26 protein-coding genes are annotated in these 26,500 nt (G+C 49.2%); 21 read left to right on the forward strand and 5 right to left on the reverse strand.

What is annotated here, in order from left to right:
• Window positions 1-54 precede the first annotated feature (54 nt).
• From TSP01S_RS02910 to TSP01S_RS02935, 6 genes are read left to right on the forward strand one after another with little or no spacing between them, the layout of a single operon-like run.
• Window positions 55-1,470 carry an L-fucose/L-arabinose isomerase family protein gene (locus TSP01S_RS02910; RefSeq protein WP_041076313.1) on the forward strand — a complete coding sequence of 472 codons (1,416 nt, stop codon included), beginning with the start codon at window positions 55-57 and terminating at the stop codon, window positions 1,468-1,470.
• Window positions 1,471-1,498: 28 nt separating this feature from the next.
• Window positions 1,499-2,485, forward strand: a complete 987-nt coding sequence (locus TSP01S_RS02915) for a sialic acid TRAP transporter substrate-binding protein SiaP (protein WP_041076315.1) — start codon at window positions 1,499-1,501, stop codon at window positions 2,483-2,485.
• A gap of 45 nt (window positions 2,486-2,530) precedes the next feature.
• Entirely contained in the window at window positions 2,531-3,037 is a 507-nt protein-coding gene (locus TSP01S_RS02920) for a TRAP transporter small permease (protein WP_041076317.1), read from the forward strand.
• The gene (locus tag TSP01S_RS02925) at window positions 3,028-4,323 is read left to right on the forward strand and encodes a TRAP transporter large permease (protein ID WP_041076319.1); all 1,296 of its coding nucleotides are present in this window, start codon (window positions 3,028-3,030) and stop codon (window positions 4,321-4,323) included. The genes TSP01S_RS02920 and TSP01S_RS02925 overlap by 10 nt, the downstream gene beginning before the upstream one ends.
• 6 nt (window positions 4,324-4,329) lie before the next feature.
• Window positions 4,330-5,235 (forward strand): 4-hydroxy-tetrahydrodipicolinate synthase, encoded by a 906-nt coding sequence (gene dapA, locus TSP01S_RS02930; RefSeq protein ID WP_041076321.1) that lies wholly within the window; start codon window positions 4,330-4,332, stop codon window positions 5,233-5,235.
• Between the two features lie 14 nt (window positions 5,236-5,249).
• Entirely contained in the window at window positions 5,250-6,155 is a 906-nt protein-coding gene (locus TSP01S_RS02935) for a dihydrodipicolinate synthase family protein (protein ID WP_041076323.1), read from the forward strand.
• A 9-nt stretch (window positions 6,156-6,164) separates the two neighbouring features.
• On the opposite strand, the gene TSP01S_RS02940 is transcribed toward TSP01S_RS02935, so the two are convergent.
• Window positions 6,165-6,515: a JmjC domain-containing protein gene (locus TSP01S_RS02940; RefSeq protein ID WP_052463479.1), complete on the reverse strand. Its 351-nt coding sequence runs from the start codon at window positions 6,513-6,515 to the stop codon at window positions 6,165-6,167.
• Between the two features lie 75 nt (window positions 6,516-6,590).
• On the opposite strand from TSP01S_RS02940, the gene TSP01S_RS02945 reads away from it, so the two are divergent.
• Both TSP01S_RS02945 and TSP01S_RS02950 read left to right on the forward strand, forming a co-directional pair.
• The gene (locus TSP01S_RS02945) at window positions 6,591-7,517 is read left to right on the forward strand and encodes a hypothetical protein (protein ID WP_041076325.1); all 927 of its coding nucleotides are present in this window, start codon (window positions 6,591-6,593) and stop codon (window positions 7,515-7,517) included.
• A 6-nt stretch (window positions 7,518-7,523) separates the two neighbouring features.
• The gene (locus TSP01S_RS02950) at window positions 7,524-8,585 is read left to right on the forward strand and encodes a hypothetical protein (protein WP_041076326.1); all 1,062 of its coding nucleotides are present in this window, start codon (window positions 7,524-7,526) and stop codon (window positions 8,583-8,585) included.
• Between the two features lie 28 nt (window positions 8,586-8,613).
• On the opposite strand, the gene TSP01S_RS02955 is transcribed toward TSP01S_RS02950, so the two are convergent.
• Window positions 8,614-9,969, reverse strand: a complete 1,356-nt coding sequence (locus TSP01S_RS02955; protein ID WP_041078362.1) for an aminopeptidase — start codon at window positions 9,967-9,969, stop codon at window positions 8,614-8,616.
• 73 nt (window positions 9,970-10,042) lie between these two features.
• Here TSP01S_RS02955 and TSP01S_RS02960 point away from each other — a divergent pair, with 73 nt between their 5' ends.
• From TSP01S_RS02960 to TSP01S_RS03010, 11 genes are all read left to right on the forward strand, one after another.
• On the forward strand, window positions 10,043-10,846 hold the full coding sequence (locus TSP01S_RS02960) for a flagellin N-terminal helical domain-containing protein (RefSeq protein WP_041076328.1): 804 nt from the start codon (window positions 10,043-10,045) through the stop codon (window positions 10,844-10,846).
• Between the two features lie 11 nt (window positions 10,847-10,857).
• Window positions 10,858-11,964, forward strand: a complete 1,107-nt coding sequence (locus TSP01S_RS02965; protein ID WP_041076330.1) for a M24 family metallopeptidase — start codon at window positions 10,858-10,860, stop codon at window positions 11,962-11,964.
• An 11-nt stretch (window positions 11,965-11,975) separates the two neighbouring features.
• On the forward strand, window positions 11,976-12,836 hold the full coding sequence (locus TSP01S_RS02970) for an SDH family Clp fold serine proteinase (protein ID WP_041076332.1): 861 nt from the start codon (window positions 11,976-11,978) through the stop codon (window positions 12,834-12,836).
• A gap of 240 nt (window positions 12,837-13,076) precedes the next feature.
• Entirely contained in the window at window positions 13,077-13,916 is an 840-nt protein-coding gene (locus TSP01S_RS02975; RefSeq protein WP_070098354.1) for a DeoR/GlpR family DNA-binding transcription regulator, read from the forward strand.
• Window positions 13,917-13,928: 12 nt separating this feature from the next.
• Window positions 13,929-14,930: an autoinducer 2 ABC transporter substrate-binding protein gene (locus TSP01S_RS02980; protein WP_041076334.1), complete on the forward strand. Its 1,002-nt coding sequence runs from the start codon at window positions 13,929-13,931 to the stop codon at window positions 14,928-14,930.
• Window positions 14,931-15,004: 74 nt separating this feature from the next.
• Window positions 15,005-16,528: a sugar ABC transporter ATP-binding protein gene (locus TSP01S_RS02985; protein ID WP_041076336.1), complete on the forward strand. Its 1,524-nt coding sequence runs from the start codon at window positions 15,005-15,007 to the stop codon at window positions 16,526-16,528.
• Entirely contained in the window at window positions 16,525-17,523 is a 999-nt protein-coding gene (locus tag TSP01S_RS02990; RefSeq protein ID WP_041076338.1) for an ABC transporter permease, read from the forward strand. Before TSP01S_RS02985 ends, TSP01S_RS02990 begins: the two co-directional genes overlap by 4 nt.
• Before the next feature lie 17 nt (window positions 17,524-17,540).
• Entirely contained in the window at window positions 17,541-18,590 is a 1,050-nt protein-coding gene (locus tag TSP01S_RS02995; RefSeq protein ID WP_041076340.1) for an ABC transporter permease, read from the forward strand.
• Window positions 18,591-18,596: 6 nt separating this feature from the next.
• Window positions 18,597-19,664, forward strand: coding sequence for an aminopeptidase (locus TSP01S_RS03000; protein ID WP_041076342.1), 1,068 nt, complete (start codon window positions 18,597-18,599; stop codon window positions 19,662-19,664).
• 17 nt (window positions 19,665-19,681) lie between these two features.
• Window positions 19,682-21,244, forward strand: a complete 1,563-nt coding sequence (locus tag TSP01S_RS03005) for an FGGY-family carbohydrate kinase (RefSeq protein WP_041076344.1) — start codon at window positions 19,682-19,684, stop codon at window positions 21,242-21,244.
• 26 nt (window positions 21,245-21,270) lie between these two features.
• Window positions 21,271-22,083 (forward strand): BtpA/SgcQ family protein, encoded by an 813-nt coding sequence (locus TSP01S_RS03010; RefSeq protein ID WP_041076346.1) that lies wholly within the window; start codon window positions 21,271-21,273, stop codon window positions 22,081-22,083.
• 908 nt (window positions 22,084-22,991) lie between these two features.
• On the opposite strand, the gene TSP01S_RS03015 is transcribed toward TSP01S_RS03010, so the two are convergent.
• The 3 genes from TSP01S_RS03015 to TSP01S_RS10425 are packed head-to-tail and all read right to left on the reverse strand — an operon-like array spanning window position 22,992 to window position 23,731.
• The gene (locus tag TSP01S_RS03015; protein WP_144380620.1) at window positions 22,992-23,273 is read right to left on the reverse strand and encodes a hypothetical protein; all 282 of its coding nucleotides are present in this window, start codon (window positions 23,271-23,273) and stop codon (window positions 22,992-22,994) included.
• Window positions 23,257-23,454: a class I SAM-dependent methyltransferase gene (locus TSP01S_RS03020; RefSeq protein ID WP_041076350.1), complete on the reverse strand. Its 198-nt coding sequence runs from the start codon at window positions 23,452-23,454 to the stop codon at window positions 23,257-23,259. Before TSP01S_RS03020 ends, TSP01S_RS03015 begins: the two co-directional genes overlap by 17 nt.
• Window positions 23,438-23,731 (reverse strand): class I SAM-dependent methyltransferase, encoded by a 294-nt coding sequence (locus tag TSP01S_RS10425; RefSeq protein WP_041076352.1) that lies wholly within the window; start codon window positions 23,729-23,731, stop codon window positions 23,438-23,440. Before TSP01S_RS10425 ends, TSP01S_RS03020 begins: the two co-directional genes overlap by 17 nt.
• Before the next feature lie 251 nt (window positions 23,732-23,982).
• Between TSP01S_RS10425 and TSP01S_RS03030 the strand changes: the two genes are divergently transcribed.
• Window positions 23,983-25,530: a glutathione ABC transporter substrate-binding protein gene (locus TSP01S_RS03030; protein WP_041076354.1), complete on the forward strand. Its 1,548-nt coding sequence runs from the start codon at window positions 23,983-23,985 to the stop codon at window positions 25,528-25,530.
• Window positions 25,531-25,577: 47 nt separating this feature from the next.
• The gene (locus tag TSP01S_RS03035) at window positions 25,578-26,495 is read left to right on the forward strand and encodes an ABC transporter permease (protein ID WP_041076356.1); all 918 of its coding nucleotides are present in this window, start codon (window positions 25,578-25,580) and stop codon (window positions 26,493-26,495) included.
• Window positions 26,496-26,500 lie beyond the last annotated feature (5 nt).

Consider the following 26,500-nt stretch of genomic DNA (forward strand, 5'->3'; position numbering starts at 1 on the left):
TATGTTTTGGTCACGCAAACGAATGCGTTGCGTTGCATCTAAGGAGGCGTTAACATGAAGAGAAAAGTGGGACTCTTGACCTTTTCAGATGGGCGAGACTATGTGAGCAAAGAACTCGTGGAGATAAACAAAAAATTTGAACAAGCCGTTGTGGAGGCTCTACAGTCAACCAACGAAATCGAAGTCATCAGGGCGGACAGGATCGTCGACAGACCTTCAGTGGCGAAGCAGGAAGCTTTGAAGCTGAGAGACAGAGGGGCTCAGATGACCATCTTTCACTACGCAGTTTGGGCATTTCCACACTTCAGTGTCATCGCGAGCAAGTTTGCCCCGGGGCCGTTTCTGCTCTTCGGTAACGTCAATCCAAAGTATCCCGGCATGGTCGGTATGCTGGCCGCGGCTGGCGCGCTGGAGCAGGATGGCACGCCCACGTACAGAGTCTGGGGCGATCCAAAGGATCCAAAAGTGTTGAAAAGACTCATCAGCTTCATAAGGGCTGCGACGGCGAAGAACATGCTGAAGGGTCAGCGCTACGGATTGTTCGGTGGCCGTTCTATGGGTATGTACACGGCCGTGCCGAACGTTGACCTGTGGAACAAGCTTTTCGGCATCGACGTCGAGCACATCGACCAGCTCGAGATAATCGAAAAGAGCAAGAAGGTCCCAGATCCAGACGCGAAACGCGCCAGAGAATGGCTCGAAAAACACGCCAAGAAGATCCACTACGATGGGAAACAGCTCACACCGGAAAAATTGGAGTTGCAGATCAAGAGTTACTACGCACTCAAAAGGATGGCTGAAGATTTCGAACTGGACTTCATCGGTGTCAAGGCTCAACCTGAACTCACCGAGCACTTTGTGACCATGGACGTGGCCGAAGCCTTCCTGAACGATCCGTACGACTGGGACGGTCCAAAGGAACCTTTGGTCTGCGCGACGGAAGCAGACTCTGATGGGGCGTTGACGATGCAGATCTTCAAGCTCGTCTCGAACCAGCCGGTGCTGTTCGCGGACGTCAGGCACTACGATGCTGAAGATGATTTCTTCGATCTGTGCAATTCCGGCCAGCACGCAACGTTCTTCGCCGCCAGATCGTACGATCCGCTGGTCAACCTTGCCAAGGTTGAGTTCTATCCGGAAAGCTTTTATTTCCCGGCGGGAGGAGCTTCGGTGCGCCACATCGCAGCGCCCGGTGAAGTCACCCTCGCTCGATTGACGAGGAGAGACGGCCGCTACGTGATGAGGATCATCAAGGGAGAATTTCTGGATTTTGGCGAGGAGAAGAACGAGGAAAAAGCTCGCGCCACGCAGATCGAATGGCCACACGCCTTCGCGAGATTGAAGGTTTCAGTCGGGGAATTCTTGTCGAACTACAGTTCGAACCACATACACGGTGTGTACGGGGACTATGTGGAGGAACTCGTGCATTTCTGCAAGCTCGCCGGTATAGATTTCGTCGTTTACGCGTGAGACACTTTTCTCAAGGGGAGGGGTTTTCATGAGAAAACAGCTCTTGTTGTCGATGCTGCTTGTCGCTCTCGTGGCCTTCTCGGCGCCGAAATACGTGCTCAGGTTCAACACGGTCGCCGCTCCGACGCAACCACAGGTTCTGGCGATGCAGAAGTTTGCCGAGATAGTCGAAGAACTCAGCGGTGGAAACATCAAGGTCGAAGTATACCATTCCGGCCAGCTCGGCGATCAGAAGACATCTCTGCTCGCAGTGATGCGTGGAGATTTGGAAATGGCTGGGGATGGTGCGCCATCATGGTTCGCCGATCTCGGTGCGATGCCTGAGTTTGGAGTCTTCGAAGCAGCGTACGTGTTCAAGGATCTGGACCACATGTACAGGGTCATGACGAGCAAGATGGTTCAGGAGATGTTCGACAAGCTCGCCCAGAAGACGGGGCTCCGGGTGCTCGACGTGTGGTACCTCGGCACGAGACAGCTCAATCTGGTCGAGAAGGTCGGACCGGTGAGAAGGCCGGAGGACCTGAAGGGTGTGAAGCTGAGAATGCCGAACAACAAGACGTTCCTCGACATGGGACGTGCCCTCGGTGCCACACCCACACCCATGGCCTTCGGAGAGGTCTACATGGCTCTGAAAACTGGCACGATCGATGGACAGGACAACCCGTTGCCCACGGATCTCTCCGCCAAGTTCGTTGAGGTCACCAAGTACATAGTTCTTACGGATCACCAGATCGGTATGATCTGTCCTGTGATCAATGAAAAGTTGTGGCAGAGCATGCCCGAAGAGTACAGAGTTTACATCAAGAAAGCGATGGAAGTTGCCAGGAATTTCATGAACTACACGGTGCTCGAGCAGGAAGCCAAACTGCTCAAACTCTTTGTCGATCAGTACAAGATGGAGATCATAGTACCGGACAAGGCGGCGTTCATGGAGAACGCCAAGAAGTTCTACAGCCAGCCCGAATTCGACAAACTCTGGGGCCCTGGCATGTACGAGAAGATCCAGAACATGTGATTCTGGCCGCTGGGCATTCGCCCAGCGGTTCTTTGAGGTGACATCATGAAGGTGCTCAGAAAGATCAAAGACATCGTTCAGATACATCTACCTTCGGTGTGTGTTTTCGTTCTGTTTCTGAGCATGTTCGCACAGGTTCTTCTGCGCTACGTTTTCCGACATCCTTCACCGGAAGCGTTTGAGATCTCATCTTATTCCTTCGTCTGGAGTGTTCTGTTAGGGGCTGCCCTGGCGAACAGGTACAGAAACCACATAAAATTCGACGTACTGTACAACAGGTTTCCAAGAAAAGTTCAACTCGTCATAGACATATTCTTCGATGCATTCTTCAGTCTTTTGCTGATCATCTCGTTGAAGCCCATCGTTTCGCAGGTGCTGTGGTACAGGATCATAAGTTCCGAAGTGCTCGGTATTCCTTGGGCGTATTTGACACTCTGTCTTCCCATAGCGATGGTGCTCATCGTCATCGATAACTGTCGTTTCATTTATCTCAATCTGAGAGAACTTCTCTTCAAAAAACCTTACAAACTGGAGGAGAGGCCGTGGCGCTGACACTTTTTCTCGTCATTTTTGCTGGTACTTTCGCGCTGGGCTATCCGATCGCCTTCGATATGCTGGCCGGGGGCATCGTTTATCTGCTGGTCAAAGGTCTGAGCCTTGCGAACGTGCTGGACATGATGACGATTGGATTTGCCAACCAGACGACGCTCATAGCCGTTCCTCTGTTCATTCTGGCTGCCAACATCATGAACGACACGGACATAACTCAAAGGCTTTTCGACTTCGTAAGGAAAGCTTTCGGCAGGTTCAGAGGCTCCTTAGGTTACGCAAACATAGCTGCGAGTGTGATATTCGCCGGCATGACGGGCTCACAGCTCGCCGACGTTGCTGGTCTTGGAAAAATAGAGATCAAAGCCATGATGGATGCCGGTTACGATGGTCCATTCACCTGCGCGGTCACGGCAGCTTCTGCGACCATAGGCCCCATCATTCCACCGAGCATTCCCATGGTGCTTTATTCTATGATTTCGGGTGCTTCGCTTGGTTATCTCTTCCTGGGTGGTATCATTCCAGGGCTCTTACTCGCAGCGCTGGAGATGGTTTTGGTCTACATCCTTTCACGTGCCAGGAACTATCCTGTGGAAGGTAAAGTGCCGGCAATAGAACTTGCAAAGTCCTTTCTGATGGCGTTACCAGCGATGTTCGCTCCCGTAGTGCTGCTGCTGGGCATGTACACAGGTGTGTTCACCGCGACGGAAGCTGCCGCCATCGTGGTTGCGTACTCTATAATTGTCAGCGTTCTGATCTATCGTACGCTGGGCTGGAAAAAGCTCTACAGGATACTGATCAAGAGCGCAGAAGATATAGGTTATGTGAGCATCATGGTCGCGGCAGCTCAGCTGGTGAGCTATGTGGTCACGAGAGAAAGGCTGGCGATCAAGCTCACAGAAACTCTTGTGAACGCAGGTTTAGCATCAAGACCGCTGTTGCTTCTTGCTGTCATAAACGTTCTCTATTACATTCTTGGCATGTTCGTAGACGCTTCGGTTACGATCCTCGTGGTCATTCCGCTGCTACTTCCCGTCGTGCAAGCGGCTGGAATAGATCTGGTCCATTTCGGTGTGATGAGCGTGTTCAACATCATGATCGGTCTCGATACACCACCTTACGCGCAGACTGCGTTCATCACGAGCGCGATCAGTGGAACACCTGTCAAGGATGTTTTCAAAGAGATGCTGAAGTACTGGATACCCGTCGAAGTTCTCGCTCTGATAATAATAACCTACTTTCCAGACACCGTTCTGTTCTTGCCAAGATTACTCGGCTATGGGAAGTGATTTGGAGTGAGGGACTTCAAAAGATTTGGTCGAATACTCGTTCCCATGATTACACCTTTCAGCAGGAACGATCAGTCAGTCGACTATGGAACCGCCAGAAAGGTCGCGAGGTATCTGAAGGAGCACAATTTGTGTGATTCCATAATTGTTGCGGGTACCACGGGTGAATTCCATTCGCTGACGAAGGAAGAACGTATCAGGCTGTTCGAAGAGATAAAAGATGAAATGGGCAACGAATTACCCTTGATCGCGGGAGTGGGCGCCGTCTCCACGAAAGAAGTTCTCGAGTATGTGAGAGAAGCAGAAAAGCTCGGCTACGACGCCGTGATGGTGGTGGCACCTTACTACTGCAGGCCCGAACAGGATGGTATCTTTGAGCATTATGCAACGATCGCTGAGAACACGCATCTTCCCGTCATGGTGTACAACATACCACTGTTCACGGGTGTGAATATCGCGCCGGAAACGCTCGCCAGACTCGCCGCTTTTGAGAACATCTTTTCTATAAAAGACGAGGCAGCGTTGAATCCTTTGCAGGCGACAGATTACATGCTGGCAACTGAAGGGAAGCTGGCGGTTTATTCTGGTGACGACACGATGGTTCTTCAGGTCCTGCTTCAAGGTGGGGTCGGCGTTGTGAGTGGAGGTTCACACGTCGTCGGTGATCTGATGAGAAAATCGATCGATGCTTTTCTTGCAGGTGATATAGAAACGGCGAGAAGTGTTTTTGTTGAAATGTACGAATTCTTCAAAGCACTCAGAATTAGGGTGAATCCAACACCGCTCGTGAAGGCTGCGTTCGAGCTCGTCTCGGGCTTTCCAGTGTCCACACCGAGGCTTCCCTTGAAACCGGCCACCGAGCGGGAACTAGAGAGTCTCAAGAAAGCGTTGAAGAAACTTGGAAAGCTGTGAAGGAGGAAGAGTGTATGAAACGCCTTTATGGGGTGACGGTGGCGGCGCTCACACCGATGAGCGAGGATGGATCGAAAGTGGATCACGGAATGATCAAGGAATACGTGGACTTTCTCGTGGGCAAAGGTGTGAACGGCATATTTGCACTCGGCACCACGGGTGAAGGTTTGTTGCTGAGCATCGAAGAGAGGAAAAAGGCGCTCGAAAGTTTCGTTAAGGCTGTCGATGGTCGTGTGAACTTGATAGCACACTGTGGCGCGCTCAGGATCGAAGAAGTGAAAGAGCTTCTTTTGCATGCAAAATTTTCTGGTGCCGATGGCGCAGCGATCGTTTCACCTTTCTATTACAGATACAGGCAGGAAGAACTGGTGGAGTTTTTCCTGAAATGTACGGAAGATATCTATGACTTTCCCATATATCTCTACAACATTCCCGCACTGACCGGTAACTGGATCACAACGGAAGTTGCGAAAGAAGTACACTCACAAAGACCGAACGTCGTTGGGATAAAGGACAGCTCACAGGATCTCTTGCACGTGCTTTCGCTGATCAACGACACGCCCGAAAGTTTCGACGTGGTTGTCGGCTCCGATAGGGCCTTTCTGACAGTCCTCCAAATGGGTGCGAAGGGTTGTGTTTCGGGCCCAGGGGCGGTCTTTCCAGAGTTTTTCGTGGAACTGTACAGACAGTTCCGAAGCGGTCAGATAGATCTCGCGAAACAGACTCAAAGAAAACTCACGAAGGTCTCGCTCGCAGTCCTGGACGGCTCAAGCATCCCGGTGCTGAAGATGGTTCTGAACTGGCGCGGGATAAAGGTTGGTGGCTGTCGTGCACCGTTGCAGTTACCATCAAACGACCAGGCTCAGCAACTGAGACAGCGTCTGGAAAAAGTTCTGAACGAAGTTGGACTCAGCCTGTGAAATCTCGCTTCATCTTCGCGCAGGTATTTTGAACACCCATTCTGAATAGAAGTCTTCCACGATCGTTCTGTGACCCACGCCCGCCGGGATCAGCAGAATGTCTCCTTCGGCCAGCTGTATTTCCTGTAGTATCTTCATCTCGTTGCTCCTCAGCTCACCCGGCGAGATCTCTTCGATGTTACCCACCAGTTCGCCGAACTGAACCTTCGCTTTGCCTGCGAGGACCACGAAAAGGTCGTGCCAGTCTCTGTGCACCTCTGCCTTGCCGTACGAAGGGGCGTTGAACTGTATCTTTCTTGCCTGCAACCCTTCGATCAGAGCTGTTAATTTCTCCGCCGAGCTCATCTTGATGGGTTCCATATTTTCACCTCCAGATCTGAAGCAATTCTATCATTATGATAGAATTCGATTGAAACCATGCAGGGGGTGATCGATTTGAAGGGAAGAAGCTGGCTGTTCCTGTGTCTCGTCACGATAGTTTCTGTATTGCTCAGCGCGTGTGCTTTCAATCTCTTCGCCAATTTCGAATTGAGAGATCTCTTAACACGAGGAAGTGTTGAGCAAAGGCTCCAGGCGGCATCGAACGCGCTCTCTGGCTCTAATTACGATGCTGCGATCGCGTTGGCTGGCTCGGTGCTGAACGAACTGCTCGGGCTCGATCTGACGAACGAACAGCTCGAAAGATTGCTCGATTCGACTTCAACGGTCTACGAAATGGCCCAGGCGCTCGAAGATGCAACACCCACGGATGAACTGATCGATGCGCTCAAAATTTTGGTGGAAGCTGTTGCACGAAAGACGAACAAGGATGTGACGAGCCTCGCGGAAGAAATCTTCGAGGTTCTCCAGGAGCTGGGTGTGGATCTTGGACCTTCGAAATCTGTTTCGAAGCAGAACACAGAGTTCTGGGATGTGCTCGAAGCTCATGCCGGAACGCTCATCTCACTGCTTGCGAACACGTTCAACGCCAGACACGTTCTGAAGTTGCTCACCAGCGGTTATTACTTCATCGCGAAGAACTCAACTGAAAAAGATCTTCCGGCAGCGCTGTGCGTCTTCTACGACACTGGCTACATGTTCAACCTGTTGATCGACGTTGACGACGATGGTGACATCACGGACGAACAGTTCGTGAAAGATGTGATAACTGATCCAGCATCGATCGTGGAGTTTTCTCAACGGGCTGAGAGTGGTCTGTACAACGATCTTGAAGATTGCAAAGAGTTCGTGTGGGCCTACGATGTTTTGAAAGAGATGCTGGATGTTCTATCCATCGAGGCGACCTTCACGACGCTCGATGCAACGAGTCTCTCGCAGAAAGAAACTATCTACGAAGTTTTCACACTACTGTTTGGAGAGTGATGAGAGATGAGAAGAGTTTTCTTATGGATCTTTGTCATGATCGCTCTGATCGCTTTCTCCTACCAGTGGGAAACGTTTCCAGGTTTCTTCAAACCTTTGAGGAACCTGGCGATGGGTGGAACGTACGTGACGAGCGCACAAGGTGTGGAATCGCTGATGCTCAACCCGGCGCTCTTTGAACCAAAAGGTGTGATCAGTTTGGACTTGCATCTTTCCAACAACGTTGCAACGATCGCACCGAAGCTTTTCGAACTGCTGAAGAATCCAGAAAGCATAAGCCAGCTTGCCACAGATACTCAGTTCCTCAGCGCGGTCCAGGGTGTTCACACGTACGGTGTGAACGTCTACGGCGGTTACGGTTCGAGAATCGTGTGGGCTAACGTGGGTGGTCTTGGAGGATTTCAATCCGAGCTGTTTTGGAACCTTTCACTCATGAATCTGAACGAGGTCGAACTCGGTGCCTGGGCGGCTTACTTCGGCGTGATCGGTGGATCGCTGAACGTTACGAAGGATCTGAAGGTTGGAGTTTCCGTCGGTGGTGGTATGGCGGGAACGATCGTACCTGCCACGGGAACGACCTATCCGGCGAAAGTCGATATGATGGACGAAAATTCGTTGAAATCCGTGCTTCCAGATGTTTCGAAACTTTTCAGCTACATCAACACGCCGTTCTTCGTTTTCAACGCCGGAGCTGTTTACACCTGGAACGATCTTTCTGTGGGGGTGGCTTTCCATTACAACTCGAACAACGTGCTCGAAGGCACGTCTTCGCAGATCCTGTCGGCTGGGGTTTCGTACGATCTGAAGATCTTAAAGATCGTGTTCGAGCTGGAAGACCTTCTGAACCAGGAAAAATCGTTCTACAGGAAGACCAATCTCGGACTTCAATCCGATTTCGGTTTCCTCAAACTCTACGGAGGCCTGCACGCAGGCTGGCTCACGGGCGGTATGGAACTGGATGTGCCCTTCTTCAACGTCCTCTTCAGCGCGCACGTTGTTGAGTTTTCACCCAGCGCAGGATTGATGGGAGAGCCGAAGTACAGTCTGAGTTTCCGGGCAAGATTCTGAAAGAAGAGGGGCCAAACGGCCCCTTTTTTCAATCGAGTTTTTCGAGCAAAGCTCTGTAAGCTCTGTAGGTCTCGAACAGATCGGCTTTCGAGACCAGCTCGAACGGGGAATGCATCCCGAGCAGTGCCGGACCCATGTCGAGCACGCACGCGCCTTTTTCCGCAAGGAATTTCGCCACCGTTCCGCCGCCACCACGATCCACTTTCCCGAGCGTTGCGACCTGCCAGGCGATCTTTTCCTCGTTCAGAACTTTCCTCACTCTGGCAACGAATTCCGCGTGCGCTTCACTCGCGCCGGATTTTCCCCTGCTCCCGGTGTATCTGACCAGTCCCACACCGTAACCGAGTTTGGCCGCGTTCTGCACATCGTGAACGTCTTTGAACATGGGATCCACACCCGGACAAACGTCCGCCGAGATCACGTTGCTCTTGGAGAAGAGTTCATCCATCGCCAGTGCGGTGTCGTCACACCCTTGCAGCTTCAGAATCTTTTTGAAGAATAGGACGTAGAAGCTGGCTTTCGCCGCAGCGTTGCCTTCACTTCCGATCTCTTCTCTGTCGAAGAGTATCACACCGCAGGATCGCTTCGGTTCTTTCACGTCGAGCAGGGCCCTGACGGCCGTGTAGGCACAAACACGATCGTCGTGACCGTAGGCACCGAGCAAGCTCTCGTCCAGTCCAACGCTTCGGGCTTTGAGGGCAGGGACCAGCTGAAATTCCGCACTCACGAAGTCTTCTTCTTCGATGTTGTAACGCTCCTTGAGAATCTTCAGCACGTACATCTTCACTGCTTCTTTTTCCTGTCCCGCCAGGGGAATCGTTCCGAGGACCACAGAGAGCTTTTCCGCGTCGAACTTCTGGCTCACCGGTGCGTCCTCTCTGTCAAGGTGTGGTAGAAGATCCGGTATGACGAACACAGGATCTTCACCGCACTGACCCAGATGGATTTCGACTTTCTCTCCACTGGTCTTAACCACAAAACCGTGCAACTCTAAAGGCAGACTGAACCACTGATACTTTTTCACTCCACCGTAGTAATGCGTGCGCGCGAGTGCAACGTTCTCTTCTTCGAAGATCGGCTGAGGCTTCAGATCCAGCCTGGGTGAATCTATGTGTGCCACCACGAGATTCAAGCCGTCTTGGAGTTTTCCTACAAGCTTCACCGCCACGAGCGATTTTCCCCTGTTCGTAAGATAGACTTTGTCCTGCGTTCCGTCGAACTGTTCAAGGCTCACGAATCCAGCTTCTTTCAGCATCTTTTCAACCTCGTTGATCACCATGCGCTCTGTCCTGGCTGTGTTCATGAAATCTGCGTACTGTCTCGCGAACTGTTCGATCTGAGTCCTGTCCCTCATGTGCCAGACGTTCTTGATGTTGAATTTCAACACGTTTCCACCTCCCGTTCTTTGTGACATTAAAATTGTACAACATGGTAAAATCTTCCTGGGAGGAAACATCGTGAGGATTAACGATGTTACTGGTGTGTGGTTGGTACGTTATCTGCAACAGCTCTCGAACCAGCAGTCCGGCCTGATCAACCAGCTTTCGCGCGCCACTGTTCCGTTCAACCAGGATGTGTCTTCGTCCGCGATCGCGGAAAAACTCAGATCGCAGATAGGTGGTTATCAGCGTGCGATGTACGAATCGCACAACGCCATAGGCATGCTGTCCACGGCCGAGGCAGGTCTCGGTTCGATACAGTCTACCCTGAACAGGCTGAGAGAGCTCGCTGTTCAAGCTTCCAGTGGCACACTCAGCCCTTCTGAGAGATCGGCTTTGCAGGAAGAATACTCGCAGCTTCTGCAGCAGATAAATTCCGTTTCGCAGAACCTCAGTTACAACAACATCAGAGTTCTGGCGGGCGAAGTTAACAACTTCGTCGTTCAAACAGGACCGAACGAAGGACAGAGGCTCACCATCAACATACCTGCCACGGACGTGGAGAGGCTGGGTCTCTCCAACACGAACGTTGCAAGCGTTGAGAACGCTCAGAACGCACTCAGAACGATCGATCTTGCAACGGAAACTGTTTCCAGAACGCGTTCTTACATCGGAGCCACGACGAACAGATTGATCTCCGCCATCAACGAGATGAGTGGAACCACGATCAATCTCGTCTCGAGCGTCAGCAGGTTGACGGACACGGACTTCGCCAGAAGCGTCATGGAATTTTACAGAGTGCAGCTCCTGCAACAATCGTCCCTGATAAACCTGATCCATTCGAACTTGTCCCGACAGAACATTCTGAGAATCTTACAATGAGGTGATGAAATTTGATTAGAGAGGCGTTCAGGGAAAGGATCAAGACTTTGAAAAGGCTCATCGAGGATGAGCACGCTGAGGCGTTGCTCATCTCCCGCTGTGACAACTTCGCCTGGGCCACGTTCGGCGCGAGGAACTACGTGACGATCAACAGCGAGGTGGGAAGTGTCCATTTTCTGATCGTGGAAGACTCCGTCTACATCCTCTCGGACAACATCGAGAGGAAGAGGATCGAACAAGAGGAACTTAACGAGGACATCGCGGGCGAGGTCGAATTCGCCGAGTACATGTGGTCGAAGGGACTCTGGGATGTGCTCAAGTCTTTCGTTCAGGGGAAAAGACTGCTGTCGGACACTGGCTGGTTCGATTCTAAGAACGTCTCCGACAAACTGAAACAGTTGAGATTGGTGCTGACCGAACCAGAGATCGAGACCTACAGATGGATCGGTAAAAACTGTGATGAAATCTTTTCCAGTGTGATGCCGAAGTTCTCTCCAGAAATGACGGAGTGGGAGGTTCAATCGCATATCACACGGGCGTTCGTTGAACGGGGCATCGAACCGGTGCTCGTGTTGGTGTTCGGCGAAGAGAGCGCCCAACTGTACAGGCACAACCTTCCGAGGAACGTGAAGGTTGGAAAAAAGCTCTTCGTGAGCGTGTGCGTCAGAAAGAAAGGTCTGATCCTTTCTTCGACGAGATCCGTTCTGTTCACTCGAAGCGAGGCCTGGATCAAGCAGCACAGAGACAACTGTTACGTGGAGGCCGTCGCGCTGGCGAATTCGAGACCTGGCAAGAAGCTGAACGAAGTCTTTGAAGAAGTCAAGAAGGCTTACGCTTCGGTGAACAGGCCGCACGAGTGGTTCTTACACCATCAGGGTGGGCTTGCAGGTTACAACGCGAGAGAAATCGTCGCCAACGAGGAAACCGATTACACGCTCAGGAGCGGGAACGTCGTGGCGTGGAATCCGACCATAACGGGTACCAAATCGGAAGACACGTTCCTGATCCTCGAAGACGGCCTGGAATGCTTCTCTTATCCTGAAACAAGTGAATGGCCCGGTATCGAACTGCAGGCTGGTTCGATAACTTTGAGAAGACCGGACATCGTTCTGCTTTGAGGTGGTAGGGGATGTCTTCTTTCATATTCGAACTTTTCTGGATGATTTTCATCCTCAGCATGTTCATTCCCTTCTTGCGTGCCTACAGCCAGAGGGCCGCAAGGGAAACGTTGATAAGACAGCTGGAGGAGAAACGCAAGAGCAGGGTCATAACGCTTATCCACAGGCAGGAATCGGTGAGTTTCTTCGGACTCACTTTTGGAAGGTACATAACTATAGAAGATTCGGAGGAAATCCTGAGAGCGATACAGCTCACACCCCCGGACATGCCGATCGATCTGATCGTACACACCCCGGGTGGCCTCGTACTCGCAGCGGAGCAGATAGCTCGCGCGCTGATAAAACACAAAGGTAAGGTGACGGTGTTCGTTCCGCACTACGCCATGTCCGGTGGAACGATGATAGCCCTGGCCGCAGACGAGATAGTGATGGATCCGAACGCGGTTCTGGGGCCACTCGATCCGCAGCTTGGTGGTTACCCCGCCCCTTCGATACTGAGCGTGCTCGAGAAGAAAGATATCAACCAGGTCGATGATCAGACCCTCATCCTTGCGGACATGGCCAGGAAAGCCCTGGACCAGGTCAAGGATTTCGTCACCTGCCTTTTGAAAGAAAAGGTTGGAGAGGAGAAAGCGAAAGAACTCGCGGAGACCCTTTGCAGTGGTAAATGGACGCACGATTATCCCATCACCGTAGATATGCTCAAGCAGATGGGTCTGCCAGTTTCTGAGAACATGCCACAGGAAGTGTACGAGCTCATGAACCTCTACAGGCAGACAGAACAGAGAAGACCTTCCGTTCAGTACATACCAGTTCCTTACAAGAGCAGTGAGAAAAGTACCAGCGGAGAAGTGTTCAGAAAGAATTCCTGATTCACGTGAAGGATCGATGAGAAGGCCGGCACATCGCCGGCTTTTTCATTTTCCGGTCTTGCTCGCTTTTGCTCTTTTTACTGATCGACTTTGATCAATACTTGATCAGTGTATGATCATTGTTGCTTCTTTCTGATCTCATTCTCTTAAAGAACATAATCATATCTTGACAAATCCTGTTCACCATGGGTATAATTTTGTGTGGAGTAGAAAAAGATTGGGGGAAATCATGGGCACGTTATGAACAAGATCGATCGAATCCAGCGAATCATCGATATAGTCCGAACGGAAGGTAACGCAACGATCAAATATCTGGCACGCTTGTTAAACGTGTCTGAAGCTACTGTGAGGAGAGACCTTCAAGCTATTTGCTCATCAGATACAGTACCGGTCAAACGAATAAAAGGTGGTATTCTCTACTCACTTGAGAAGCTCGGATATGAACCCATGTTTGATCTCAAGGTAACTCGCATGGTTGAAGCAAAAAAGAGAATTGCCAGAACTGCAGTTAAACTTCTCGAAGATGGGGACACTCTAGCACTGGACTCAGGAACAACGATTTATTACTTCGCCCGTTTACTTGGTACCAAGAGAGGTCTCAAGGTTATCTCAACTGATCTGAAAGTTGCCGAAGAGCTTGCTAAATCTCCGCACATCCAGACAATAATAGTTTGTGGAGAGGTAAGGCCAGGGTACTTCAGCATAGGCGGAATCGAGGCTGTGAAATTTCTCTCTTTGTTCCATGTTGATAAGGTTTTCATATCAACTGATGCTTGGACTCTTGAAGGAACGTTCAATTCTTCGTCTTTTGAAGCCGAGGTAAAGCGTACTCTACTGAAACTGGCTTCAAAGAAGTATCTTTTAGCAGATCACACGAAATTCGGAAAGAAAGCTTTCATAAAGGTTTCAGATATAAATGTGTTTGACGCTATAATCACAGATCAGAACCCACCACCAGATGTTCTTGAAGAGCTAAAAAGCATGGGTGTTAACGTTATCTGTGCCAAGGATGAGACTGTTGATGAGCACTTTTCAAAGGAAAGCGATATTCAGCGGGGTCAGCGCGATCCCGCACAATGAGGGGGGAGTTGTATGAGAAAAAGCTTGTTAACCGTTGTTCTGGTTGTGGCACTGGTCATGTTTCTGATCACAACAGGCCTCGCCGCTCCAAAGAAGAATATCACGATCGCAGTAGTTGTGAAGTCAGTTGCCTTCAACTGGTTCCAGAGAATGGAGGTAGGTATCAAGCAATTTGCCAAGGACTACGGTGTGACAGCATTCATGCAGGGGCCTCCGGTAGCTGATTCAGCTCAGCAGATTGCGATCATCGAGCAATTGATAGCACAGGGTGTGGATGCAATTGTCATAGTGCCTTATGGGGTTAAGGAGCACGAAATGGTTCAGAAAGAAGCTATGGAAAAGGGGATCATCGTCGTAACGCATGAAGCAGCTAGGACCGCTTACGCCCATTTTGATCTTGAAGCCTTTGTCAATGAAGAATATGGTGAGGAAATGATGCGACAGCTTGCTAAGAGGATGAATTATGAAGGTGAGTACGTCCAATTTGTAGGTTCTTACACCAACGACTCACACAATCAATGGATGGATGCAGCTCGCGCTTATCAAGAGGCTAATTATCCCAATATGAAGTGCATTGGGAAATTTGAGACTCGAGAGGATCAAGCAGTTGGTTACAATATCATGAAAGACCTGCTCAAGAGGTATCCGAACATTAAAGGTGTGCTTGGCTCGGCGGCTGGTGACGTGGTGGCAGCCGGGCGAGCAATCCAGGAAGCCGGTTTAGCTGACAAGATAGCTGTAGTCGGAACAAGCATTGTGTCCTATGCGGGTGAATTGCTCAAGACTGGGGCCGTCGATCTCGCAATGTGCTGGGATCCAGCTCTCGCAGGATATGCAGCCTGTGTTGTAGCTTACAAATTGTTAATTGGCGAAAAGATTGAAGAAGGTATGAACCTTGGTGTTCCTGGGTACGAAAGCATCAAGATCGTCAAGAACGAGCACGGTGTACCTGTGATTTACGGTAAAGGCTGGATATTTATCGACGCTTCGAACATGGATCAGTATAATTTCTGATCCTCACTGTGGGGGCCCGCTTCGTACCAAAGGCGGGTCCCTTTGATATTCAAAAGGCAAGGAGGATATAACCTGTGTCGTCAGCTCTTGTTCGTGTTGAACACATCAGTAAAAGGTTTGGGGGTATACAGGCCTTAAATGATGTCTCCTTTGATGTAAACCATGGCGAAGTGATAGGACTTATCGGTGAAAACGGATCCGGCAAGTCGACAATGATAAAAATTCTCACGGGAGTTTACAAACCAGATTCTGGCGATATATACATTGATGGGCGACGCTACAAAAGCCTTGAACCAATACAGGCCATACGCGAAGGTATACACGTTATACACCAGGATTTTTCCCTTTTTCCAAATCTTACAGTTGCCGAAAACATCGCTCTCTCGAGTTTGATACACGAATCCAAAAAAATTATCAACTGGAGAGACATCTACAAGATTGCTGAAGAAAATCTCCGTAAGATAAATCCTTCTATCCCACTCGATGTAGAGCTTGGAGCGCTTTCAGCGTCTGAGCGACAGGTAGTTGCTATCGCACGTACTTTAGTTCACGGGGCACGCTTCATCATTATGGATGAACCTACAACAGCTCTGACCAGAAAAGAGGTAGAAGCGCTCTTTGAAATAATTCGTCGATTGAAACAGGAAGGCATCTCTGTTCTCTTCGTGAGTCACAAACTCTATGAGATAAAAGAGATCGCCGACAGGGTGATCGTTTTCAGGGATGGCAGAAAAGTTTTTGATGAACCGATAAATAACGTTGACATAAGAACCATGGAGTACTATATGACCGGCAGGAAACTCGATGAGCTGGAAGTGCCCAAACTGAACGTTGGCAAAGGAAAGACTCTACTCTCTGTGAGAAATCTTTCCTTACCGCCCTATTTTCTTAATGTCTCATTTGATCTCGCTGAAGGCGAGGTGCTTGGAATAACCGGTTTGATAGGTTCCGGTCAGAGAGAGCTCGTTCTTTCTCTATTCGGATTCATAAGGCCGCAATCCGGAAAGATTTACATAGGTGGTCAGGAAGTTTCAATCAAAACAATTCAGGATGCGGTCAATCTTGGTGTTGGATATGTACCTGAGGATCGCATCAACGAGGGTTTGTTCATGGGTCATCCCATAACACTCAATATTTGTTCCACAATTATAGACAGCATCAGATCCAGAATTGGCTTCATTAAATATCGAAAAATGAAAAACATTGCCAATAGTTACGTACTTGATCTCAAGATCAGAACACCTTCTGTTGAAGTGCCTGTGGAAACTCTGTCGGGTGGAAACCAACAACGCGTCGTGATCGCAAGGTGGCTTGTAAAGCAACCGAGAATCTTGATTCTGAACGGCCCAACAGTTGGGATCGACGTTGGTTCTAAGCTGGATATTCATATTCTCATAAGAACATTGGCAGACAAGCAGAGGATGGGTATCATCATCGTTTCTGACGACATTCCTGAACTGTTAAGGGTATGCGATCGAATCTTGCTTATGAAGAGAGGTAGACTAGCTGCACAGTATCAACGAGACGAGATTTCCGAAGATGAACTTTATGGACAGATGATAAAAGAGGAATCCCCGACGGGAGGTTCAGCACAGTGAGAACTAGGAAAGCGATACCGCGTGAACTGACACTCGTGTTCTTACTCGCCGTCTTGTGTACAACAATTGGGCTTTTTAGCCACGCTTTCATCTCGTTTGCAACGCTTTTTGAGATCATTCGTGGCTCTATCGCTTTCGTGATCATGTCTTTGGGGATATTACCGATCTTGATAGCCGGTGAATTCGATCTCTCTTTTGCGGCTGTTGGCGCGTTCAGCGCGTTCGCTACTCACCACTTACTTTTGAAGGCTGGTTACGTGGGAGGAATCAGCCTCTACCTGCTGATCGCGTCAGCCTTAGGTCTGGGTGCTGGCTTACTCATTGGTTTGATCGCCTCGCGGTTTGACTTGAGGATTTTCCCAATTTCGCTTGGCTTCTGGTTGTTCTGGTATGGATTCAACTTGTACGTTATCAGTCCTGTCATAAATTTCAATCTTCCTGAAGGGCTCGTTGGTTATTATGCCCGTTATTTAATAACCGTTCGTGATCCTGTCATTGGAGTTTCTGGTCTGCATCAGGCGAGTCTGTACATGATCGTTTTCGCAGTTTTAATGTGGCTCTTTCTGAAGTATACAATTGTGGGTAGGTCACTGTACGCAATAGGAGGAAATCGAGAAATCGCCATCAGATCGGGGATAAATGTGAATCGCGTTCTCACAATCGCGCTGATGATCAACGGTGCTTTTGCCGGAATGGCGGCAGTTATTCAAAGTGCGTTCTATAGGTATTTCACTCCGATACTGTTCAGAGGGCAAGAACTGTCTGTCATAGTCGGAGTTATCCTTGGAGGCGCATCTGTCAAGGGCGGTAGAGGCTCCGTCCTTGGTGCAATTCTCGGAGTCTTCTTCATCCAGGTCGCAACACGGGGCCTTGTATATCTTGGGGTCAAAGGTGAGTTTCAGCAGTTGGCTCTCGGCATCATTCTGATATTGTTTTTTGTCATCAGTTCAATCAGAGGAATGCCACCTAAAAGGGAACGGAGAACACAGGAATGAGGGTGGGGTAATAGAGTATGAAAGACGAGAAATCGAAAGGTGTGTCGAATGCCATTAGATCAAAGGGATTTTGGTCTATCTTTACGAAGTTCAGTCATGACATCATGTTACTTGTAGCTCTAGTGGGTTCAATGATTGTTTTCGAGCTGGTGACGGGGCGCTTCCTGAACTCGCGAAACATTAATGTCATACTCACGCAGTGCGCGGAAATTGGTTTGATGGGACTTGGCATGGGACTGACAATAATGATGGGAGGAATAGACCTTTCCGTCAATGATAGCGCGAATCTGTCTGCGCTTGTTGGGGCGCTATTCCTGATAAATTTCAGGCAGAGCTTTGGTTCAGAGATCGCATTCGTCGTTCTAGCCATTCTCATATCGGTTGGCGTAGGTACCCTTTGTGGGATACTGAACGGTCTCATGATCGCTTATCTAAGGGTAACTCCCATTCTTGCAACTCTGGGAACCCTGACTTTATTCAGGGGAATTTCGGCTGCTGTCACAGGCGGTAAAAGGATCGCAGGATTTCCACGTTCGATAACTGCAGTTGGGAGAGGTAGTACCTTCGGTGTCCCTAATCCTTTCTGGATTTTCGTTATATCGGCTGTTGTCTTATACATTGTTGTTTATCATACGTCTCTTGGATACAAAATGCGTCTCGTTGGTACGAACGCAATAGCTGCGAGATTTTCCGCGCTCAAGGACAGGTTTGCGATTTTCCTAGCCTATGTGATAAGCGGTATCCTTGCCAGCTTAGCTGGGATAATAATCATGGGCCGAACAGGTTCCGTAGCTTACGAGTATGGTACACAGACTTACATACTGTTGGCCCGAGCCATCGGTAGCTTAGCGGCAGTTGAACCGGGTTTTGCTAGTATACCGAGCTTAGTGCTTTCTACAATTGTTTTGCAAGTGCTCTCGAGCGGGTTCTATACTATGATGATGACTTCTTCACGTGCAGCATTTTTTAAAGATATGTTCTGGGGTGTTTTTCTCATCGGAGTGTTAGTTTTCGAACGTGTGTTAAGATCCATCAGAAAGCCAAGGCTTGCACTTGGTGGGAGGTGAAACATCATGGACCAGCGCTGGGAAAAGCTTGGAGATATCCTCGTCCATTATTCAACTGAAATCTCATCCGGCGAGAATGTTTTGATCCTTATGTGGGAAATCGATTCATTTCCTCTGGCACAGGCAATTTACAAATCGGCGGTCGAGTCTGGAGCGAACGTGCAGGTACTTTTTCTATCGGAAACCTTTAATCGACTCCTCTTGAAGTACGGCAGAGATCAACAAATAGATTGGTTACCTGACCTCGAGCGATACGGTATGGACTGGGCCGACGTGTGTATTGAGTTGCGTGCCGCATCTAATCCTAGCCTTTTCTGGGACATCCCAGATGAGAAAGTTGTGAAACTCAGAAAGACAAGGGGTGAGATCTCAACTTTAAGGTGGCAAAACACAAGGTGGTGCTTGTTACGTCTTCCCACACCTGCGCTGGCGCAGCAGGCAGGTCTGGATGAAAATACACTGATAGATATGTTCTTCAATGCGTGTTTTCTTGATTGGCCGAGTCTCGCGGAGAAATGGAGAGAGTGGGCTTCAATTTTGAATCGAGGAAAATTTATAAGGGTTCGGGCAAAGGACACCGATTTGAGTTTCTCAATTGAAGGAAGAAGCTGGAGTGTGGATGATGCCCATATCAACATGCCAGGCGGTGAAATATCGACAGCGCCTGTCGAAAGTTCTGTGAATGGTTATATCTATTTTGACACGCCGACTGTTTTTGCAGGCAAGTTGATGCAGGGAGTTTATTTGGTATGGCGCGATGGCGAACTGGTTGAAGCAAAAGCGTCTACCAATGAAGATTTCCTCAAAGGGCTTGTCAAAACAGATGAGGGCGCCAGTAAGATAGGAGAATTCGCGATAGGTACCAACCCCAAACTTTACCATTTCTGCCATGATCTGCTTCTTGATGAAAAGATCTACGGAACGATCCACATCGCCCTAGGTAGAGCCTACCCAAAAGTGGGAGGTACGAATCGTTCAGTGATCCACTGGGACATCGTCAAGGACCTGCGTCAACAAGGGGAAATATACTTGGATGGGGAACTGATCTTCAAGAACGGAGAGATTTTGCTCTGAGGGGTGGAGAGTTAGCCATGCCATGCAACAGCTATGTACTCGGCGTTGATATTGGTACCTTTTCTTCGAAAGGGGTCTTGGTCAAGTTGGACGGCACAGTAGTCGCAAGCCACTCAGTGCCTCATGATGTGAAAATTCCAAGACTTGGTTTTGCTGAACATGACGCAGAAAGAGACTGGTGGGGTGATTTCGTAAAGATAACAAGGGCACTTTTGGAGAAAAGTCAGGTGGATCCGGGCCGAATACTCGGAGTCGCAACGAGTGGTATAGGTCCCTGTGTCTTGCCTGTCGATAAAGAAGGACACCCTCTGAGACCCGCAATATTGTACGGTATAGATACTAGGGCCTTCGCAGAGATAGAAATCCTGATGAAAATGCTGGGTCAGGAGAGGCTTCTTGAAGGTAGTGGGAGAAAGGAACTCACCTCACAGGCCGCAGCGCCAAAAATACTATGGATAAGGCGCAATGAGCCTGATATCTTCAGTAAGACTCGTTGGTTCTTTACGTGCCACTCTTATTTGATATTCAAACTGACCAAAAGAGCGGTCATAGACATATACTCTGCTGCCGGCTACGCACCGATGTTTAATATTTTTAAGTGCCAGTGGGACCCAGAGATCGTTCAGATGATGGCTTCGCAGGAAGTTTTACCAGATCTCGCCTGGAGTTATGAGGTTGTGGGTCGCGTGACACGGGACGCTTCGCACGAGACAGGGCTCCTAGAAGGCACTCCTGTTGTAGCTGGCACCACAGACGCTGCTGCCGAAGCTCTCAGCGTTGGTTTGAATGCAGTAGGTGACATGATGTTGATGGTTGGGAGCAGTGTTTTCTTCATTCTCCGAACACCGGTTCTGATGAAATCGGAGAGATTCTGGGTATCCAATTTCGTTGTACCCGATTTCTATACAATCCTAGGTGGCATGTCGACGGCAGGGAGTATCACCACTTGGTTTCGCGACAATTTCGGTGAACTCGAACTAGAAAGGCAGAAAACCACTGGTGAAGACGCTTTCGAACAGCTCGCAAAGCTGGCGCTGAAATCATCAGTGGGAGCTAAGGGGCTGACGGTGTTGCCTTACTTCTCCGGTGAGAGGACTCCATTTTTTGATCCAACCGCGAAAGGTGTTATTTTCGGCTTGACACTGGCTCATAAGAAAGGTGACATTTACAGAGCGATACTTGAAAGTGTCGCTTTCGGTATTAAACACAACATGGACGAGCTGATTGAGGAAGGGGCTGTTCCAGAAAGGATAATACTTGCAGGAGGGATTCTCAAAAACGAGCTGTGGACCAAAATCATAGCAGACGTGTGCCAGCGTGAGTTTGAAGTACCGTGTCAGACTATTGGTGCAAGCTTTGGAGATGCATTCCTCGTTGCACTTGGTGTAGGTCATTTCAAAAATATTTCCGACGTAAAGGAATGGGCGAAGATCAAGGGGGTCGTCAAGCCAACGACCGATGAGCGAGAAATAAAGATTTATGAGATCAAATATCAGTTATTTAGGCAACTTTATGAGCAAACAAAAGAGCTCATGAAAAAAGTCCACACCTTGCAGGAGATGCTGACAATATCAGATTGAGTGTAGTCTTAAGGAGGTTGATTGAATTGTCGAGCTGGCTGAGAGAACTGTTTGGAGTTGATAAGCCAATTATAGGTATGTGCCATCTTCCGCCATTACCTGGTGATCCGTTCTACAGTGGTGAAAGCCTCGACGACATACTTGAGCGGGTCAGAACAGATTTACAAGCTCTACAAAAAGGAGGTGTTGATGGAGTATTGTTCTCCAACGAATTCAGCATGCCCTATGTGACACGGGTTGCCACTGTTACAGTTGCCTGCATGGCACGGATAATAGGTCAACTTCGCAAAGAGATTCGTATTCCTTTCGGTGTTGACGTGCTATGGGATCCGTACGCAACGCTCGATCTGGCAGCGGCAACCGAAGCGTTGTTCGTTAGGGAAGTTTTTTCGGGCGTCTACGCAAGTGATTTTGGTTTGTGGAGTATAAACTTTGGAGAAGTTGCGCGGCACAGAAAATTACTGGGTCTAGAAAAACTGAAACTTATTTTCAATGTGGTGCCCGAGAGCGCGAAGTACCTAGCCGAAAGAGACATAACTGATGTGGTAAAGACAACCGTTTTCAATCACAAACCGGATGCGATATGTGTCTCTGGACGGACGGCAGGTATACCGACGGATGAAAGCATTCTTAAGCGTGCGAAGGACGCCGCAGGACAGATACCAGTTTTCGCAAACACCGGTGTGTCTGTTCACAATGTGGAGACTGTGCTATCGATAGCTGACGGGGCCATCGTTGGAACTTTCTTCAAGCGTGATGGCAAATTTGAAAATCCGGTGGATGAGGAGCGAGTCAAAGCTTTTATAGACAAAGTGAAAACAATCAGGAAAGGCATTTGAGAGGAATCTTCAAGGCCCCGGGTAGAGAAAACAATTGTTCTCCGGTTGAGTACGCGCTCTTGCGCTATGTTGAAAAATTCGATTAACAAGGCGGGGGTTTTTGTCTAGTTAGTGAAAAAGCAGTATGGACAATACTCGTTCAATGTGAACAAAATGTCCAACAAAGTTTTTCATACCACTTTCGTTTTCCCACTTTCCACTCGTTCTTTCCAACGTGATCGAGAAAGTACTCTTGGGAATTCTGAAGAAAGTCCACAGTCCTAGCATTATGAATGTAGTGATGAAAAAGTATCTGAAAATCAAGATCAAAGTAAGGCTGAAAGCATCGTTGTATTTATTTCTTGTGAGGAGAACTAGTAGATGCTCTTATAGCTGATGCGGACACAGCAAAAATGATGTGCGTTACGTCTGTAAAAGAATAAGAATGCGGGATTGACCTCCTGCCAATTTCATGAAAGGAATGAGATTCTTCGTACGGTGTGCTCAGCTTGCAAGTCTTAACAACACTGGGTTGGCCAAAGTTTCTACTTTTTGTCCTTGTAGGGCTAGAAATGGTTTCTTCGAAATGTTGAATGCATCATTCATCTCTGCTCCGCAGTCTTTGAAAGCGTATGGACCCTAGAGAGCCATTTGATCTGTGCTCTGTTCCAGCGTACATGCGGCGAAGTTGCTAATTTCAGGATCGATTCCAAGGCTCTTGTTGAATGTTTCAAGCATTATTTGCTGCGTTTTCTCAAAGATAAGTATACGGGTGCTGAAGACAGTTTACATGGGGGGTGAGGAATTTTTGTTGTGCGATCCAAATTTGAAAGATCAAATCAAAACCTTCCGATAGGCTTCCATAGTGTGGAAGAAATCGTGAAATGCAAGATAAAACTTTCGAACAGCGTGAACAGGGCCTGATCAATTCATAAAGCGAGCACGACCAACCTCTTCGCATTCAGATCGTACGGCGTGGGATCCAGCAAGCCGTAGAGGTTGATATTTCTGAAGCCGCACATCTGCAGCATCATCTTCAATTCTTGTCCACTGTAGATGTAATGCTCCAGGCTGTACACTTTGTAACTTCCAGCTTTGAGTAGGATCCACTCGTTCTTCATTCGCGCCATTCCATCTTCAAAGTTGTGTCTTTCTATGAGCATTTGCTCGCCTTGCTGGCTCACGATCGAATCTTTATAGTTTCTCAACAACATAGTTTCTCAACAACGCTTCCTTCGAAACCATTTCCATGAGCAATTTACCATTGCTTTTCAAACTCTCCTTGATGTTCCTCAGCACTCTCAAGTTATCCTCCTGATCCTTGAAATAACCAAAAGAGGTGAACATGTTGATCACAAGATCGAAGTAACCTGGTCTAACGAAATCTCTCATGTCGGTGCGAACGAATTCCACATTGTCGAGGTGCCCGCAGAGTTGCTTTGGTCAAAAGGAACTCCGAGGAATCAACTGCGGTTACGTTGAAACCGGGTCTGGCGAGTTCATAGGTGTGCCTTCCCGGGCCACAGCAAAGATCAATGACGTTACCTTCACGTACCTTGGTCAGATCTATGATTTTTTCAACTTCCTGCTTCGCTGACAGAAACCGTCCAGGAGGAAACAGCCAGTCATACATGTCTTTCCAGAAACCCTCAACGGCGAACCATTCCATCCCAATGCCCCCTTTCTTGGTTGAAAGGAGTATAACACACTGTTCTCGATTTCTTGAACGGTTCGAATTTTCACTGCTCGTTGAACTGTGATGTTCCTCGAGTTCGACACGCTATCACAAGCGATGCAAGGTTGTGGAATACGAGGTGAAGCGATGTCAAACCGTCGCGATCCCGTCCTTTCTGCTTGACAACGTTTCGAAACGCTGATACAATAGGTGCCAAATAACTTCTACAGGGAGGTGAGGTGTGAGTGCGTAGGTTTGTGGCGTTGTTTCTGGCTCTTCTCTGTGTGGTTGGACTCTCGGCGAAGTACGGAGGAACGCTGAGATTTCTCATCGGAGTTGACGTCACCACATTGCTACCTGGAAACATTCCTGATTCCATCAGCACGATCGTGGGAATGCACATCTTCGAAGGGCTCGTCGATATCGATGAGAACCTCAAAATCATTCCCGCTCTCGCCGAGAGATGGGAAATCCTTGACGGTGGTACCGCCTACGTGTTTCATCTTCGTAAGAACGTGAAGTTTCACGACGGAGCAGATTTCAACGCCTACGCTGTGAAGAAAAACTTTGACTATCTCTTCTCTGCCAATCTCAGAAACGTCGGAGTCTACAAAAGCATCATCAAAGAAGTTCAGGTTATCGATGATTACACGGTGAAATTCGTGCTCTTCCGGCCCAACTCTTCGTTCCTCTACAGACTGGCCCAGTCCACCGGTTGGATCGTCTCACCTCAAGCCATCGACAAATTCGGGAACGATCCCGCAGCGATGTCGAAAAATCCTGTCGGCACAGGTCCGTTCATGTTCAAAGAATGGAAGGCAGGAGAGAGCGTCGAACTCGTGAAAAATCCCAACTACTGGCGTGAAGGTTTACCCTACCTTGACAGGATCATCTTCCGAGTCGTCGCGGAGGATGTCTCACGCGTCAACCAGGTCAGGGCAGGCGATGCGGATCTGATGTACAATCCACCACCCGCTCTCTTCGCTGCACTCGAGCAGGACAAATCGCTGCAGGTCAAGGTAATACCCACCGTCAGGACGATATTCATAGGCTTGAACACTTCGAAGCCTCCTCTGAACGATGTGAGGGTCAGGCAGGCTCTCAACTACGCGGTCGACAAAGAAAAGCTCTGCAGAGTCCTCATGAGGGGCCTTGCAAAACCATCCGATTCACCACTCTCAAGCATGACCTACGGTTACTCCCCCACGGGAGGTTATCCGTACAATCCGGACAAAGCGAAGCAGCTGCTCAAGGAAGCTGGTTATGAGAATCTGAAACTCGAACTCATTACACCGAAGGGCAGATACTTGAACGACTACGAAACCGCGGTGGCCATTCAAGGTATGCTCAAGGAAGTGGGTGTGACACTGGACGTCAAGCCCATGGAGTGGGGCGCTTACGTGAGCAAGATACTGTCAAGAAAGCCAGAAGATTGGGATTATCAGATGTTCTTGCTCGGCTGGGCCCCAGGGACCGCGGAGGTCCATCAGGTGTTGTTCCCCCTGTTCCACTCTTCGAACCGCATGGATAGTCCCAACGCGACGATGCCGTACAACAATTACTTCTACAGCAATCCTAAGGTGGATGAGCTCATAGAAAAGATCGCGGTGGAGATAAACGAGAAAAAACTGCTGGAATACTCTGCGGAAGCTCAGAAGCTCATCGTTCAGGATGCCCCGTGGATCTTCCTCTACGAAATGAACATCGCCGCAGTGATGCGCAAAGAAGTGCAGGGTGTGAAGATCTATCCCACCGAGCGAGTCAGTCTGGCAGAAGCCTGGATCGATCGCTGATACCGAGGGTGGCGCTCGCCACCCTCATCGAAGGAAGGTGATCTGCCTTGCTCAGATTCATCGTCAGAAGACTTCTGCTCCTCATACCAGTGGTTATAGGTGTCTCCATAGTTTCTTTTTCGATCATGCACATGATACCGGGCGATCCAGCACGTATCATCGCGGGTGAAGGCGCGACGGCCGAAGACATCATGTCGATCAGGATAAAGTACGGTCTCGACAGACCTTTGATCGAGCAATACTTCAGGTTCATGAAAGGGGTGCTCACGAACGATCTGAGATCGATTCGAACGGAACGTCCAATATTGAGTGAGATACTTCCGAGATTTGCCAACACGGCACAGCTCGCGTTCGTGAGCATAATCATTTCTTCCGTGATCGGTGTCACGCTCGGTATCGTGTCCGCCGTGAAGAGAAACAGCTGGGTGGATACTTTTTCGATGGTTTTCTCGCTTGTAGGAGTTTCGATGCCCATATTCTGGCTCGGTATTCTCCTGATCATCCTCTTTGCTGTGACGCTGAGATGGCTTCCTTCGGGCGGGAAAGGGGGCGTGGAACATCTGATCTTGCCGGCGATCACACTCGGGCTCGCCACATCGGCGATCATAGCCCGCATGACGAGAGCGAGTGTGCTCGAGGTGTTGAACCAGGATTATGTTCGAACCGTGGTGGCGTTCGGATTACCCAAGAGGAAGATCATATACAAGTACGTTCTGAGGAATGCGCTCATACCTGTGGTGACGGTGATAGGGCTTCAGTTCGGTTATCTTCTCGGTGGTGCGGTGCTCACCGAAAGCGTGTTCGGCTGGCCGGGCCTTGGAAGGTTCGTGGTCGATTCCATCTTCAGTAGAGATTACATAGCGGTTCAGGTTGGAATCATGCTGATCGCAACGACATTTGTGCTCGTGAACCTTGCTGTGGACCTGGTTTACGCGTTCATAGATCCAAGGTTGAGGCGAGGTTGATGCGC

It is taken from the genome of Thermotoga caldifontis AZM44c09 (assembly GCF_000828655.1).
Lineage (GTDB): Bacteria > Thermotogota > Thermotogae > Thermotogales > DSM-5069 > Pseudothermotoga_A > Pseudothermotoga_A caldifontis.

Excerpts from the sequence above, each read along its gene's own strand:
- TSP01S_RS02910 (WP_041076313.1), top strand. The coding sequence starts at position 55 with ATGAAGAGAAAAGTGGGACTCTTGACCTTTTCAGATGGGCGAGACTAT.
- TSP01S_RS02915 (WP_041076315.1), top strand. The coding sequence starts at position 1,499 with ATGAGAAAACAGCTCTTGTTGTCGATGCTGCTTGTCGCTCTCGTGGCC.
- TSP01S_RS02920 (WP_041076317.1), top strand. The coding sequence starts at position 2,531 with ATGAAGGTGCTCAGAAAGATCAAAGACATCGTTCAGATACATCTACCT.
- TSP01S_RS02935 (WP_041076323.1), top strand. The coding sequence starts at position 5,250 with ATGAAACGCCTTTATGGGGTGACGGTGGCGGCGCTCACACCGATGAGC.
- TSP01S_RS02940 (WP_052463479.1), bottom strand. The coding sequence starts at position 6,515 with ATGGAACCCATCAAGATGAGCTCGGCGGAGAAATTAACAGCTCTGATC.
- TSP01S_RS02950 (WP_041076326.1), top strand. The coding sequence starts at position 7,524 with ATGAGAAGAGTTTTCTTATGGATCTTTGTCATGATCGCTCTGATCGCT.
- TSP01S_RS02970 (WP_041076332.1), top strand. The coding sequence starts at position 11,976 with ATGTCTTCTTTCATATTCGAACTTTTCTGGATGATTTTCATCCTCAGC.
- TSP01S_RS02975 (WP_070098354.1), top strand. The coding sequence starts at position 13,077 with ATGAACAAGATCGATCGAATCCAGCGAATCATCGATATAGTCCGAACG.
- TSP01S_RS02980 (WP_041076334.1), top strand. The coding sequence starts at position 13,929 with ATGAGAAAAAGCTTGTTAACCGTTGTTCTGGTTGTGGCACTGGTCATG.
- TSP01S_RS02995 (WP_041076340.1), top strand. The coding sequence starts at position 17,541 with ATGAAAGACGAGAAATCGAAAGGTGTGTCGAATGCCATTAGATCAAAG.
- TSP01S_RS03000 (WP_041076342.1), top strand. The coding sequence starts at position 18,597 with ATGGACCAGCGCTGGGAAAAGCTTGGAGATATCCTCGTCCATTATTCA.
- TSP01S_RS03005 (WP_041076344.1), top strand. The coding sequence starts at position 19,682 with ATGCCATGCAACAGCTATGTACTCGGCGTTGATATTGGTACCTTTTCT.
- TSP01S_RS03020 (WP_041076350.1), bottom strand. The coding sequence starts at position 23,454 with ATGAGAGATTTCGTTAGACCAGGTTACTTCGATCTTGTGATCAACATG.
- TSP01S_RS10425 (WP_041076352.1), bottom strand. The coding sequence starts at position 23,731 with ATGGAATGGTTCGCCGTTGAGGGTTTCTGGAAAGACATGTATGACTGG.